The 15,098-nt window shown below is 46.4% G+C and carries 12 protein-coding genes; 7 read left to right on the plus strand and 5 right to left on the minus strand.

What is annotated here, in order from left to right:
- Positions 1–102: 102 nt before the first annotated feature.
- Positions 103–1,266 carry an ABC transporter ATP-binding protein gene (locus C1714_RS06170; RefSeq protein ID WP_102342364.1) on the plus strand — a complete coding sequence of 388 codons (1,164 nt, stop codon included), beginning with the start codon at positions 103–105 and terminating at the stop codon, positions 1,264–1,266.
- Positions 1,267–1,292: 26 nt separating this feature from the next.
- Here the strand turns inward: C1714_RS06170 and C1714_RS13855 are convergent, their stop codons facing one another.
- Both C1714_RS13855 and C1714_RS06175 read right to left on the minus strand, forming a co-directional pair.
- Complete coding sequence (locus tag C1714_RS13855; RefSeq protein WP_210115264.1) at positions 1,293–1,502, minus strand: hypothetical protein; 210 nt, start codon at positions 1,500–1,502, stop codon at positions 1,293–1,295.
- Positions 1,503–1,555: 53 nt separating this feature from the next.
- Positions 1,556–2,776 carry an IS110 family RNA-guided transposase gene (locus C1714_RS06175; RefSeq protein WP_102342365.1) on the minus strand — a complete coding sequence of 407 codons (1,221 nt, stop codon included), beginning with the start codon at positions 2,774–2,776 and terminating at the stop codon, positions 1,556–1,558.
- Positions 2,777–3,513: 737 nt separating this feature from the next.
- Between C1714_RS06175 and C1714_RS06185 the strand changes: the two genes are divergently transcribed.
- Positions 3,514–4,644, plus strand: coding sequence for an IS110 family RNA-guided transposase (locus C1714_RS06185; RefSeq protein ID WP_102342366.1), 1,131 nt, complete (start codon positions 3,514–3,516; stop codon positions 4,642–4,644).
- An 874-nt stretch (positions 4,645–5,518) separates the two neighbouring features.
- Here the strand turns inward: C1714_RS06185 and istB (C1714_RS06195) are convergent.
- Both istB (C1714_RS06195) and istA (C1714_RS06200) read right to left on the minus strand, forming a co-directional pair.
- Positions 5,519–6,274, minus strand: coding sequence for an IS21-like element helper ATPase IstB (gene istB, locus C1714_RS06195; RefSeq protein WP_102342368.1), 756 nt, complete (start codon positions 6,272–6,274; stop codon positions 5,519–5,521).
- Positions 6,255–7,796, minus strand: coding sequence for an IS21 family transposase (istA, locus tag C1714_RS06200; protein ID WP_167849950.1), 1,542 nt, complete (start codon positions 7,794–7,796; stop codon positions 6,255–6,257). Before istA (C1714_RS06200) ends, istB (C1714_RS06195) begins: the two co-directional genes overlap by 20 nt.
- Before the next feature lie 223 nt (positions 7,797–8,019).
- Here istA (C1714_RS06200) and C1714_RS06205 point away from each other — a divergent pair, with 223 nt between their 5' ends.
- The 5 genes from C1714_RS06205 (at position 8,020) to C1714_RS06225 (ending at position 12,788) form a co-directional block, all read left to right on the plus strand.
- Positions 8,020–8,226, plus strand: a complete 207-nt coding sequence (locus C1714_RS06205) for a helix-turn-helix domain-containing protein (RefSeq protein ID WP_280952013.1) — start codon at positions 8,020–8,022, stop codon at positions 8,224–8,226.
- Positions 8,227–8,470: 244 nt separating this feature from the next.
- On the plus strand, positions 8,471–9,826 hold the full coding sequence (locus C1714_RS06210; RefSeq protein ID WP_102342371.1) for an AfsR/SARP family transcriptional regulator: 1,356 nt from the start codon (positions 8,471–8,473) through the stop codon (positions 9,824–9,826).
- A 200-nt stretch (positions 9,827–10,026) separates the two neighbouring features.
- Positions 10,027–11,580 carry an IS21 family transposase gene (istA, locus tag C1714_RS06215; RefSeq protein ID WP_102342372.1) on the plus strand — a complete coding sequence of 518 codons (1,554 nt, stop codon included), beginning with the start codon at positions 10,027–10,029 and terminating at the stop codon, positions 11,578–11,580.
- A gap of 38 nt (positions 11,581–11,618) precedes the next feature.
- Positions 11,619–12,329 (plus strand): IS21-like element helper ATPase IstB, encoded by a 711-nt coding sequence (gene istB, locus C1714_RS06220; protein WP_280951994.1) that lies wholly within the window; start codon positions 11,619–11,621, stop codon positions 12,327–12,329.
- A gap of 171 nt (positions 12,330–12,500) precedes the next feature.
- Positions 12,501–12,788, plus strand: a complete 288-nt coding sequence (locus C1714_RS06225; RefSeq protein ID WP_102342374.1) for a helix-turn-helix domain-containing protein — start codon at positions 12,501–12,503, stop codon at positions 12,786–12,788.
- A gap of 638 nt (positions 12,789–13,426) precedes the next feature.
- Here the strand turns inward: C1714_RS06225 and C1714_RS06235 are convergent.
- Positions 13,427–15,040, minus strand: a complete 1,614-nt coding sequence (locus tag C1714_RS06235; protein WP_102341520.1) for a transposase — start codon at positions 15,038–15,040, stop codon at positions 13,427–13,429.
- Positions 15,041–15,098: the final 58 nt, after the last annotated feature.

Here is a 15,098-nt window from a genome sequence, read left to right on the forward strand (position 1 = left end):
GACACTCTGGACTGAAAAACGTCCCACGGGAAGGGTCAGCACCTGCAGAGGCTGACACGCGGAAGCTTCAGAATTCTTCAGAAAGGAAGAGGCAGATATCTTATGGCAACCGTATCACTGAAACACATTGAAAAGGTTTATCCCAACGCCGGTGACGGCAAGAAGAAGCACAATCTCAAGGTAACAGAAGAGGGCGTACTTGCCGTACAGGACTTCAATCTGGACATTGCAGACCAGGAATTCATCGTACTGGTCGGACCTTCCGGATGCGGCAAATCCACAACACTGAGAATGGTGGCCGGACTGGAAGAAATCACCCGCGGCGATCTGCTCATTGACGGAAAGAAGGTCAATGATGTCGCACCGAAGGACAGGGATATCGCAATGGTATTCCAGAACTATGCACTCTATCCGCACATGACGGTCAGACAGAACCTTGAGTTCCCGCTGAAGCTCAGAAAGGTACCGAAGGAAGAGATCGACCGCAAGGTCAACCAGGCAGCCGAGATCCTTGGCATCACACAGTATCTCGACCGTAAGCCGAAGGCTCTTTCGGGTGGACAGAGACAGCGTGTTGCCATCGGCCGTGCCATCGTGCGTGAGCCGAAGGTCCTCCTGATGGATGAGCCGCTGTCCAACCTGGACGCAAAGCTCAGAAACCAGATGAGAGCAGAGATCATCAAGCTGAGACAGAGAATCAAGACAACATTCATCTACGTCACCCATGACCAGACAGAAGCCATGACACTGGGCGACAGAATCGTCATCATGAAGGACGGCGTGATCCAGCAGGTAGGCACACCGCAGGAAGTCTATGACAACCCGGTCAACATCTTCGTAGCAGGATTCATCGGAGTACCGCAGATGAACTTCTATGATGGCAAGCTGATCAAGAACGGTGACAAGTATGCCGTACAGGTTGAGAATGCAGTGATTGAACTCAGTGATGAGAAGAATGCACACCTGAAGGCACACAATGTTGAGGGCAGAGATGTCACAGTCGGTGTCAGACCGGAGCACATCAGCCTGCAGGGACCTGCTGACAAGATGATCCAGGGCACAGTGGATGTCTCTGAACTGATGGGCGCATCCGTGCATCTGCATATCAATGCAATGGGCAAGGATGGCATCATCATTGTTCCGACACTGGATCTTCAGGGCAACAAGACATTCGCCATCGGTTCCACAGTGAACTTCACATTCGGCGGAAATGTCGTCCATGTCTTCGACAAGGAAACAGGAAAGAACCTAGAGTACACGGACTGATTCCTCCATCCTGATACCACAGGATGTCATGATTGATGCCGCAGCTGGTTGGCAGATCCGGTAAACGGCAGGAAAGGCTGCAGAAGGCTGGATTCAACCAGCTTATGCAGTCTTTTCTTATGCTCAGTGACTGAAAGTACAGGCAGGAAAACAAAAATTTGATAACTTAAATCAAGCCTTTTTTCGGAGATTTCTTCGATAAATTCATAAGCTTCAGAATTTTTCTGATCGGCCACCACGAAAAGAGGAGACAGGCTCCCCGGTTTTGAAAATTCGTTCTATAATCTGCTTAGGAACGGAAAGTTGAGCCGTTCTTCATAAGCGAATAAATTACTACCAATAGTTTATCCGCCGCAGCGATATTGGCAGCTTTGGGCTTTAATGGAGATGCAGCCTGCTGCCTTTTCTTTTGGTTGAACTGATAAATAGAATCTCCCTTTTTCAGTCTGTAGTTGCACGTGACTGCCAGATAAAGAAGACACCTCAGATGTCTGTTCCCTTTCTTGGATATAGCCAGGTGGGTCCCATCCTTCTCACCTGACTGATTGATCTTCGGATTCAGTCCTGCATATGCTACGATGCCCCGTGCATTTCTGAAACGTGTGACATCGCCGATTTCCGCGATGATCCGTGCCGCGATGTTCCTGCCAATTCCAGGAATACTGAGCAGAATCGCAAAGGAAGGAAGCTTACTGGCATCTTCGATCAGTTCCTCAAGGTATGTATTGCAGAGCTCCATCTGCTCCATGAGTTCATTGATCATCTGAGGAAACTGCTGTACTTCCACACTGTCCGCATCCACGCCGGAATAACATTCCTCTGCACACTGATACATCTTGTGAACGATATTTTCAGTGAAGCCTTTCTTATGACCTGCGGGCTTCCGGATCGCTTTCACAATGGTTTCCTCCCTGTGCCTGAGAAGTAATGATGGATGCGGATATTTCTTCAGCACCTCCATCGGAACCGAATCGTAAAGGCTTGCATGCCCTTTGAAGCACTTATCCATGCGCGGATAGATCACATCCAGCATTGCCCGGAACGTGCATTTCCGCTGACGCAGGATCTTCAATTCGCTCTCATACATGCGATTCTTTGCCCGCAGACGTGCATATGTATCCGATTCATTCTGGTGGCACTGGAGATGTTCTTCCTGGTAATACACTTTGGCGATATGGGCACAATCCGCATTGTCTGTCTTATTGCCATGAAGGTTCGTCTTCCGATAAGCTGCAGACAGCAGTGGCGGAACGACAATGTATGGATTTCCTATATCATCAAGATACTTCTGGAGACAGCGATGGTAGACGCCGGTCGCCTCGAATACTACCGGGACTGTATCAGCTTCGCTCTTCTCCTTCACCATCTCAATGGTTTCAGACAATGCTTCAAAGCCATCTTTCGTATCGTTCAGCACTTTCGGCTTCCGCAGGGAATGGCCTGCTGTCAGCCACGGCTGATAGTGGCAGTTGCCTTTTGAGACATCTACCGTGATAATTGGTCCGTCCATAAAAGAGCCTCCTCTGGCATAAATGTCTGCGGTAAAGCTTCCCTGAACCTTTGCGACAGCTGATTTTTCTGGATTAGATACGGCATGCCTGAATACTTCCGGCTGCACATTTTGATTAAGCTGGCTATATCACAAAAGGGAAGCAGGACGTTTTTTGTTACTGGCTTATCGTTCGATAGCTTAAAAAAAGCGGCGTCCTTACTTTTACCCAGACCTTTCCGGTATATGCCTATACGCAGGAAAGGCCAGGAATACATCCAGGTAATCCTGACCTTACCATTGTAGATTCATATGCTCATGACAGCTCAATCAGGACTGGATTCTTCCTGATTTCATAATAGAAAAAAAGCAAGCCCCAGAGTCTTAAACTTTCACAGACATACATAAAAGATGGCAACCCCATCACCTTGAAATGCAGGTCACCATCCCCTCAAATTTTTAAATATCCGATAAATAACGCTTGCCCTCTTTTTTTGCGCGATACCATAACCAGTTCTGCGATACCGTAACCAGTTCTTTAACGCAAAAGCTTGGTCTGAAGAAATAATGACCTATTAATCGGGCAATTGCCTTTTCTGCAATGCTGAGAATAGTGTGGCTTTTCCCTACACTTTAATCATAAGACAATATGTAATGGCCTCCCTCAACTTGTAGCACCGAGGATCATCCCAATATACTTATGTTGGTCTACAAAGCAGAGGGAAGTTGCACTCATACAAGAAAGGAAGGCCATTACAATGACAGTATACAACGTAGGAATCGACGCACACACCACCAATTTCACACTGGCTACCTGGGGGAAGGATGATCTCCGGGCCACTAACGTTAACACTTATTCCCCATCCGTTGAAAGCATCATCAAATACTGCAATGCGATCACTAAACAGCATGGGGATGATGCCAAAATCATTGTTGGATATGAAGCCGGATGCCTGGGATTCCAACTCTACAGGCAGCTGAAGGATCGTGGGATCGAGTGTGTAGTCATGGCTCCTTCAACAATTGTAGGTACCGAGGTCAATCGCCGCAGGAAAGTAAAGACGGATAAGCGTGACGCCATTGCGATCGCTGAGAGCCTTAAGAACAATCAATACAAAGCAGTATACGTTCCTGATGAAGAGGATGAAGCCGTCCGTGATTTCATCCGCATGAGAACAGATCACAAACAGGCATTGAAGAGAATCAAGCAGCAGATCTGTGCCCTCTGCCACAGGCATGGATATCACTATACGGAAGGCAGAAATTACTGGACGCAGAAACATCTGAATTGGCTGAATTCGCTGCCGCTCACAGGCGTGCTGAAGGAGACGCTGGATGAATATCTGCTGTCTTATGAGCACGCTGTAGAAAAGCTTACCCAGCTGGATGCGAGGATCGTCGAAATTGCAGAAACAGATAAGTACCGCGAGAAAGTACATAAGCTCATCTGCTTCAAAGGGATCAAAGAAATCACGGCACTGGCGCTGATCGTTGAGATTGGAGACTTCAGCAGATTCATTAAAGCAAAGGGATTTGCGTCATTCCTTGGACTGGTTTCCGGCCGGCTGGACAGTGGCGATCACAACACTGCTCTTCCGATCACCAGGCAGGGAAATACCTTTCTGCGGCGGCTTCTGGTCGAAGCGTCGCAATCATTCTCAAGGGCACGGCAAAGCAAATCCGCAGCACTGAAGAAACGCCAGGAAGGATGTGAAGAAGCCGTGATTGCCTACGCAGATAAAGCCAACGAGCGGCTGAGAAAGAGATATTACAAGCTTGTCCTCACCAATAAGAAATCTCACAATAAGGCAGTCACTGCGGTAGCGCGGGAACTTGCGTGTTTTATCTGGGGAATGATGACCGGGAACATTCACACAGCACTCGCATGATTACCTGCCTGCATGGATAAGGATTTGAGAAGCACAGTATATTGATTTCAGGAACAGGAAATAACCAGATACAGACGGGCATCGAGGGTATCGGGAAAGAGCCGCCGGAGCAACTGGACGGTTCAGCTATCTGCGATCTAACTTTTACGGCACAGATACTCCTTGTGAACCACGATTTAAGACAGCAGAGCTGGCGGCGAAACCATTGGCCTGTGGGGTGGGATGAGCAGCTGATCCCTGATACACGTATAACAGAATGGCTAAGTACCGCGAACTGTTACATTCGGAGCTCTTTCCCCGTGCCCTTGATCCGGTTGATTATCACTCCAGCCGCAAAAGAAGAATTAACAGAAGAGGATCGTTGATGATCAAGCATACCAACAGAAGTTTTTTCAGAGCACCTTAATTTATCACTTGACATCGGCCATTACATAACAGTTAGACATCAAAGAAAGGAGGGCGGCGTAGACGATAATGAAAGTGCAAATGCCGGACGTTTGAGGCCGGATAATCCGGTAGCTTGAGTCCACCGATCCGGAATTTCGGAACCAGTGATTCCGACATGTGGGGCCACCTGTGAAGGTGGCCCGTATCATCTCATATTTCTACTCTGTTCAGTAATCGTTGCTTTTAACGGTAGCTTCTTTATTGTCCAACTATCATCCCTTTCATATGTATTCCCAGTTCAGTTGCGATTCCTTGTTGGGTTGCATTCTGCGAATAGGGGTCGCGCAGCGAGCTTTTCCATATTTTGTCCATAGCCGTGCTTTCCGGCTGTGGACACAATTGTGGGAAAGCCGAAGCCCGAAGGCCGCAGGCCTGAGATGAGACGGAACCGCTATATCATGACTTCCTTACTGATGTCCCCATAGGCTCAGTTATACTTCTCACGCATATCCTTGCCTTCGATATTCAGCTTGAATGCATTATGCACAAGACGGTCAATGATGGCCTCGCCGATTGCCTGATCAGTCAAGCGGTGCTTCCAGGAAACCTCCATCAGCTGTGAGCTTACGATAGTTGTCTTACGCTGGCTACGCTGATCAAGGATCTTCAGAAGATAATCCTGTGCTTCTGTGAAGATATTAGTCATCATGAAGTCATCGATGATCAGTACATCTGGCTTGGCCAATGACTTAATAAACAACTTCATCTTCTCAGCTGATTCTTCATTGATTGACAGGTCCGTCATAAGATCGAACATACCGTAGTACCTGACATGATAGCCAGACTGGCATGCATTGACACCCAATGCCTGGCTGATAAAGGACTTTCCTGCTCCGGTAGGGCCCTCAATGATCACGTTCCTGTGCTGTTGGATGTACTCATTGGTATGGAGCTGATCGATGATATTCCTATTGATTTTCCTGTCCTGGTCGTAATCGATCTGATCCAATGAAGCCGATGGGTTATTGAAGCCTGCTCGCTTAATCAAACCCTTGATTCTGGTTTCACTTTTCTTCCGATATTCAGCGTCAACGATCCTGCTGAGAAGCTCAGAAGTGGTGATGTTCTGATTGCCAGGGCTTGCAATGATATGTGTCAGCTCATCAGCCATGGCATTGAGCTTGAGGGAACGGAGCTGGTGAAGCGTATCCGTAATCATTGGATCACTGCTTCTTCTCGGCATAGTAGCTGTCTCCTCTCAGCCATGCATTTTCATCGGCATTATTCTTGGCTTTAAGCTCTTCCTCTTTTACATCTGCTTCAATTAACGCTTTAATATTCCTAGTCGTTGGATTGATGGACTTATCTATACAGCGGCGGCAGGCACGATCAAGTTTGGCGGCTTCAGTAGTGTCTGCTATTTTTAGTATCGCGTGAACCTTATCGTAATATACCTGTTCCGGTCGTCCACCATTGAAGATCTGCTGAACCAGCTCATGGACATTCGGTCCAAGAGTCCATGACCATCTGAGGAATCTTTCCTTATTCCAGTCTCCTGTTCTGCTGGGTGGCATATGGGCGGGATCAGTGTCATACTGACCGATCTGATTCTTCCTGAAGCGCCTGTGGACACAGAACTGCTGCTTGTCATCCTTGTCAAAGATCTCAATCCTGTCGGGGTAAATCCTGAGCGTTACCGTATCGCCGATCTTACACATCTTGTATGGAACGGAGTAATAGTTCCTGCCATGGCTGACATGGTAGTTGTTGTTCACCTTAGCCTTTGCGTACTCGAACGGTTCATAGGGCTTGGATGGAAGCGTGAGAAGAAGCGGCTTTTCAAACTTATCGAACAGCTCTGCACGGCTTCCGGATTTATTGGTGAACGGGTTTGTGTTGATTTCATCCAGTTCCTTGCGGAGCTGAATGTTGTAGTCCTCGGGACTGAAGAATTGGTAGTTCCTCATCTTGAACATTGTGCGTTCAATCATCCGTACGAATGATTCTACGGAAGGCTTCGCATGAGGCGACTTTACCTTCCCCGCAAAGATGGAAGTACCGTAGTAATCAGCCATGGCTGTGAAGCTCTTGTTCAGAACAGCCTCATCACCCCAGGGGTGAGAGATAACGCCGGTCTTCAGATTGTCGATCACGGTAAGCGGTGTTACTCCACCAAAGTACTCAAACATGTGCTCAACACAGCGGATCCAAGTGCTTTCCTTCATGTCTGAGGTGGCTTCGGCATATCCGTAGTCGCTGAATGTCAGTACGCCGACGAAGATATAGCCTTTGATGATCTCACCGGTTTCTGGATCAGTCCATGAGGGGCGGTCACCAACCCAGTCGAGTTCACAACGTTCTCCGGCTTTATGCTGGATGATTTCGGAATAGTTGTTCTCTGCAAGGTATTTGGAGAAATACAGTTCAAACTGCGTGTGCTGATAAGGCACCTGGTGCTGCAGAAGACAGCTGTCACTGTACTCCTTCCACAGCTGTTTAACCGTCATACCCGGTGCGACAAGCTCCTTGGAAAGAGCTTCGTAATCCGGCTGCGCATATACAGTCTTACTCTTTGCACGAGGGTTAAACAGATCCTCCAGCTGTTCAGTAGGGATGTTCTTCATCTTCTCATAAGTGAGTTGATAGGCATCCATGGTCTTGAAAACGCCAGAGACAGAATCGCGGCGACAATGGATTGTCGAGGCAATCTTCCTCTGGGAGTAGTTGAGAGACCGCAGTCTTGCGATCTCAAGATAATACGGCATTTTGCATGCCCTCCTGTCTAGTATGAAAATGCCGCATGGGCATTCCATACGACACTCACTATAGTTCAATGACAAGAGGGTGGACTCACCTGCCGGTTGTGATGGCCTCTCACAACCGGAATTAGTGGGTCCCAAGTCCGGAACGATTGGCCTCACTTAGGCGGGAATTGCAAAAGAAGTATCTTTCAAGAATCGAGATCGGCTTGTTAATCTTGGACTTGCAATTTCGACCTGTAGAAAGATTGCCGGAATGAGCCAGGAAGAGCTTGCTGAAAAATCTGGTATAAGCAGATCGACTATCAGCGAGATTGAAGCACCTGGGAAGATTCGAAATTTCTCTGTTGACTGCTTATATTCAATAGCCGATGTTCTTAAGGTTTCTGCGTCAGACCTTCTTCAGCGTGCAGAAGTTCTTGATAAAAATTTTTGATTAAGTTTCGTGGAGCACACATTTTCTTGCATCGTGAGAAACGAGGTGACTTTGCCGGAATATTGAAATGAAAGCTGGGATGCAAAAGTAATAAACCGGTTGTGGGTATTCAGGGGGAAATGGACTGTAACAGCAGCCTTGACCTTTACAGCAAAGTATAAATCGCAAGGACGCGTACTCGGGATGATGATACTTCCAGTATGACCTTGCGCTTTTTTATAAAAGCAAATAGGGGGTAAACACTATGCTGAAGAATTCGCAAGCTTCTGCAGACACTGAACAGTTCGATAATGAACAAGTGAGGGCTGCCATTGAGTTGGATCATATGATGGTCCAACTTGAACAGGAATTTCGCCGTGATCTTGATCCAAAAGAGATCATTCTGAAGGTTCTTAAACTGACCTGCGAGTATTATGGCGGTGATTGGTGTGGTGTTCTTGATATCTCCCAAAATGTCGGCGTTTGGGCACCATATTGGTGGTATTCTGCCAAGACAGGTGGTATGACGCAGACAAACTTTTATGACTTTGAAATCGTTTCGGAATATCCCACGTGGACCAAGGCATTGCAGGAGGAGCAGACGCTTTGTATACCAGAGATTGATCCAGTTACAGTAGAAGAAGCCCATCATTATCAAAGATTGCATGTTCAGTCTGTGATAGCTGCGCCATATTACAAAGGCGCTACGGGCTTTGTGGTCGTAAGAAACCCTACCAAGTTTGTTCAAATTCCGGATCTGTTGAAGCTCTCAGCATATATTGCCTCGTGTGAGTTCCGGGAATTCCGACTGATAGAATCATGCAAGCATCAAGCCGTTGCTCCTTGCATCGAGAAAGAAGATGATGTCTGCATCAATTTGTTCGGCGGGCTGAATATTGTCACCGCGCATGGAGTGATAAAGAGCGAGAGCATTAATCGGATGCAGATCGCGTCGGTGATCGTTTATCTTGCTCTTCATCGTGACCGTGCTTGTGCGCCTTCTACAATCGCCAATACCTTGTTTGACGATTTTGAAGAAGCTGATAACTTCTGCAATAACATTCGTCATTATATCTACCGGTTTCGTCAGGAGTATGGGGATATCTTCTCTGACAAAGAGTTCATCATTACCACCGCATCTGGGTATCGGCTAAACCCTGAGTTGAATATCAAGGTTGACATAGAGTCTTTTGACCGATTGTGTTTAACAGTCAGGCACGTAACAGATCCAAATGAAAAAATCCGTGTTTTGGAAGAAATTGTCAAAATGTACCGGCAAGATGTGTTTCCGCCAGCAAAGGATTCGCACTGGTTAATGTCGACAATATTTCATTACAGTGAAAAATTCATGGATGTCATGAAGGAACTATTAGAACTGCTTGAAAAGAGGCAGGATTATACTGAGATTCATGAGCAATGCGCCATAGCATTACGGCATCATCCAAGAAATTTGCATCTTTACTACTGGATGATCATCTCTATGGAAGAGCAGCAGAAGTATGACCTTGCTATGCGTGAATTCCGTATGGCGATAAGATACCTCTGTACTCCTGCAATCAAGGACCTTAGTAAGCTGCTTGGAGAAAGATATGAACCGGGAAGGTTCGTAATTGCTACCTGATATGCGACAAAAATATGACAGAAGAAAGTACTCTCCGGTCACACGTTATCTTTGTGCGACAATAAAACTGCAAATTCTGGTTCGTCGGTACATGTCTTCCGCTAAAACCGGTGCATTTATGTTGAGTTGACGGTGCGGGCGTGTCGCTTTAACGGTGCGCCTTTTATTATGGTTATGTAGTTTGATGAAAGGAGATTACAATGCAAAACTACACTGCCATTATGGGCATTATCCGTATGAGACAGCAGGGTCTCTCATACCGGCAATGCCACGATCGCTTCAAGGTCGGAAACAGTACTATCACCCTGCTCATGGCCAGATACCAGGACCTTGGCTTATCCTTGACAGACCTGGAGAAAATGGATCCCCAAAAGGTTGTCCAGGCGTTCTATCCACCGGATGAAAAACGGCGCAAAGATGTTCCGCTGCCTGACTTCAAGAAGATCCATGAACGTCTTATGGAGAAAGGAAGTAAAGCCAACCTGTTCTTCCTCTGGACCGAGTATAAGCAGGACAATCCCAACGGCTATCAATATTCGCAATTTGCGGAATACTACCACCGCTATGTCGAGCAAAACTTCGGAAGCCAGGATGTCTCCATGGCTGTCGAACGTATCCCTGGTGAGAAGGTATTTATCGACTGGGTCGGTGACCAACCGGAAATCATTATGAATCCAGAATCAGGTGAGCTTCAGAAAGTTCATGTGTTCGTCACGACGGTTGGAGTGAGCAGCTATCTATTCGCCGAACTGTTTCCTGACGAGCAGCTGCCGAACTTTATGAAAGGCACTAATGATGCCCTGGCATTCTATGATGCGGTTCCGAAATATTTAGTCCCTGATAATGCGGCTACAGCGGTTACCAAGCACACAAAGGATGTTCTGCTTATTAACAGCACTTATCAGGATCTTGAGAGTTTCTATGACACCATTATTCTCCCACCGCCCGCCTATAAGCCAAAAGGAAAACCAACTGTGGAAAAACATGTTCAACTTCTTGAAACATGGCTTTTGGAAAAACTGAAGGAGAATGTTTACAGCAGCTTTGCCAGCGCCAATGAGGCCTGTAAAAAGATAATAGCGGACATCAATGACAGGAAGCCAACTGGTTGGGAACATTCCCGTAAAGAGATGTTCGAGCTCTACGATAAGCCGCAGATGAAGAAACTTTCCGACGGTGCCTTCACAACCTGCGACTATGTAGCGTTTGATCATATCCCAGCAAACTATCACTTACCATATGATGGCCACTACTACTCTGTATTGTACACGTACTATAACAGGCCAGCCATTTTGAAGGCCACTATGACAGAAATTCGGATCTGTGATGAAAACAACAGACTTCTCTGCACTCACCCAAGATCTTACAAGAAATTTCCGAAATACATCACTAACGATGAGCATATGTCGCCAGAGCACCGCTTCTATAAAGAAGTAAACATGCATGATGGTGATTATTATCGCAGATGGGCATCGGCGATCGGAAAGGATATGTTTACACTGATTGATACCGTCCTCCATAGCTCCAAGCACGAAGAGCAGAGTTACAATTCGTGCAACGGCATTCTTCACATGTGCGACGGAAAATCAAAGGTTATTGTCAATATGGCTGCACGCAAATGCATAGAGCTTAACAGCTGTAAGTATTCATACTTCAAGAGAATTCTTAATGACATTCTGAATAACGGAGGCAGGCCTTCTGGAGATTCTCTTCCGGAACATAAAAACATCCGTGGAAAGGACTTCTACAAATGACCGACCGCAGAATCCTTGAAAGTACTGAAGAGCTTTGCATGAAGTTAAGACACATGAAGCTATCGGGCATGGCTGATGAACTTGAGCGTCAGAATAATGACCCTAATCACGACCTTGTTTCATTTGATGAACGCTTGAACGGCATTATCAACGCTGAGTGGAATCTTAGATATAACAAGAAGCTCAACCGCTTCATCAAGAAAGCCACTCTCCGATATCCTGAAGCTGACCTTGACGACGCTATTTATGATCCCGCCCGTCAGCTGGATACCGATACTATTGAACGCCTGTCCAAGTGTTCCTGGATTGAGGAAGGAAGAAACCTTCTCGTTACAGGGGCCTCCGGCAGCGGTAAATCATACATTGCCAATGCGTTGTGCATATGTGCGTTACGACAGTTCAAGACCGTTCGCTATAGTAAAACCAGCACGCTCATATACGAACTTGAAAAGGCGGATCTTGAGAAGACTCACCTGGAATACATATCCAAACTAGTAAAGCTGGATCTGGTTGTGCTGGACGACTTTGGACTCATGGACCTCGATCCAGATAAGTGCAGAAATCTCTTTGAACTGATAGACGCCAGAGAAGGAAGAAAATCCATTATTGTGATATCGCAGCTTCCAGTCTCCTCATGGTATGAGCTGTTCAAGGACAACACTTACGCAGATGCCTGTCTGGACCGATTGGTCAACAGAGCATTCAGACTACAATTTAATGGCAAGAATATGCGGAACCCGTCCCTTTAACTAGCGTTCCGCTAAAGCGGAACGGCGCACCGATGAAGCGGAACAGCCGTTCCGTTTTTCCGGATTGTGCAAATAAAACGACAATACATATAACAATACATATCACTCCCGTTCGTTAAGATTTTCTTGCAATCGCGATTTGCAAATCTAACGAACAGGAGTGAATTTTTTATGTATTTCAATCAAAACGAAATCGGAATAAGAGTCCGAGATTTGCGTAAACGTCGCGGTTTAACGATCGAGAAATTAGCCAATGAGCTGAACTACAGCCACAGCCATATGAGTAAGGCAGAGCGTGGCGTACATTGTTATTCTATTGATCTCTTGATCGACCTTTCTGAGTACTTCAATGTCAGTCTCGATTTCCTGATTCTTGGCAGGGAGCGGGCTAATCATCAATTCAAAAAGCGTCTCCGGTTCCTCATTCAGGAGCTGATCGAGATTGAGGAGAAACTGTGATGCACCTAATTACTGCCTGCCGATAGGCTGTGTTGCGCCCTCGAAAGAGCAGTTGATCCAAGTTAAGCTTTTCTCAGAACAGATAAGATCTGTTCTGAGAAAAAACTGCTCTTTGACAACTGAATATACATTCATCAGGTACATTCCCATGCGGGTGGAGGCGAAACCACGCCAGCCAGTTGAACCGCACGCCATGATCCTTTATCGGGGAGCGAGAAATGCGCTGTTCATATATGCCGGATCGCTTCCGGTACGGCCATGAAACGCATGGGGACAATGATACTTCTGTTCAGTCACAGCCCTGGGTGAAACCGGGATAACGCAATGAGAGCAGCTCGCAGAGATCCTGGGAGGGGTGAGAGGCCCATGGAGCCGGGAGCACCCGGACGCCTGATGATTTCCCGCTGCCGGGGTGTTGAGGACAAATTGGCAGAGAAAAATGAATGTCTGGGGGACTGTAACAGTTTGAGCATATTTAGAATCTGCTCAGGCTGCTACGGCCCCTTTTCTTGCATGGTGAATGATAGTGCTCGAGCATTCATTCTCCGGCAATATGAAAAAGCGGCTGACGGTATCAAATCAGCACGCATTAAAAACATCTTTGTTAGTTCCATGAAAATTTCTTACTGTCTTTCGCTTTAGTTCATCAGTGAATTCTGCTCTGGCTTCTTCACAGTCAGACGCCAGTGGTGATATTTGCGGAGATTGTATCCCATGATTACCAGAAGAAATTCCATTTTTACGTTTTTCATTCCTCTTCTATGGAATCGGGTAAATCTCATGTCTTCCTTAATCACTCCGAAGGCACCTTCCGCCTGCTCGCTGCGCTTGGTTTTCAGTTCGATTCCTTTCTCTGAATCCAGCTGTTTTCTGGCTTCCGCTTTCAGCTCTTCACCCACAACATTCACGCTGTTCTGACGATATCCACGCTTGTTGTACTTCGGTATACATTTGTCTCTCAGTGGACAGCCTTCGCAATGTTTTGGCTCTGAATAATTCTGCAGAATGGTCAGATTTCCTGCCCGTGAAATTGAACTTCTGTCTCCGTCATAATGATCGAACTTTCTTCCATTCGGACAGATCCGATAGCCATCTTTATCAACACCCCAGTTGAATGTATTAAATGGGTGATTCTTCCTGAACATTCTGTCGTGTTCCTTGCCGTACATCGGGAACTTCTGAACCAGATTTATTCCATGCCGGATGTTATACAGATAATTGTCATAACCTCCATATCCGGCATCAGCCGTCGGATCCCTGGGATAATAACCGTATAAGCTGTGGAATCGCTCCATAAATGGTTCCCAGGTGACCGTATCTCCAGGCGTCTGATAGATATCGCTGTTTACAATGAATCCCTCTGAAACGGCGATCTGGCAGTTATAGCAGGGGCGTGTTACACCGGAACGGTTGTAATAATCCCATTTGGTAGCCATGAAGGTCGCATCATGATCCGTCTTTGAGCAGCTGTTCCTGTCACCAATGATAGAAAGCCAGGTCTCATAGCCGCTGAGCCGTATTGCGTAGCCAAGCAGAAGATCATACCGCTTCTGAATGTCTGACTTGCGCTTTCCTTTTCCGTACTGAATTTGAATGTTTTCATGAACCATGACATCCATCAGATACTGAACGATGAACCATATTTCCAAAGCAGAGTATCTCACTTTGGTTTCGTAATAGTACCCATAAGCGAGATTCAGTGAGGTGACCGCTTTGGTAATATCGCGGAAGAGATCTGCACGTGCATTCAGAATTCGTTTCTTATAAACAAAGGAATTCTTGTACGCATTCGCCTCGATCTTCGTGCCATCTACGAACTGAGTGTTCGGATCAATTCCAGTCTCGTTGATAATATCCAGGTTGAGATCCTTCATGAGGCTGTCAATGGATTCAGTGAGCTGATTCATCACACGCGAAAAGGCCATTTTACTGGGCATTTCCTGATTAGAGAGATAGATGAACCGGATATCGGTCCGACAGTGCTGGACGATATCTTCCAGGGAATAAATGCGATTCATGTAGGCAAAGAGAATGACTTTAACGAGCATACCTCTGTCATGACTGCGGGAGTTATTCGAACGGATTGGTTTCACATAACGGCTGAAGTTCACTCCTTTCACCGCACCGAGAAACGAATAAAGGGTGTCATCCTGAGGCACTTTGATAAAGAGATTAAGAGGCAGGGCCAGCTGAACAGCGTTATAATAAGTGCGCTGATCGGGTCCTTCGAAAACAAGATCAGCATTTTTCATACCTTAATTATACATGCAAGCATGTATTTAATCAACATGGATTTCAACTTTCTTGAAC

The sequence above is a fragment of the Galactobacillus timonensis genome (assembly GCF_900240265.1).
In the GTDB taxonomy this organism is placed as follows: Bacteria; Bacillota_I; Bacilli_A; order Erysipelotrichales; family Erysipelotrichaceae; genus Bulleidia; species Bulleidia timonensis.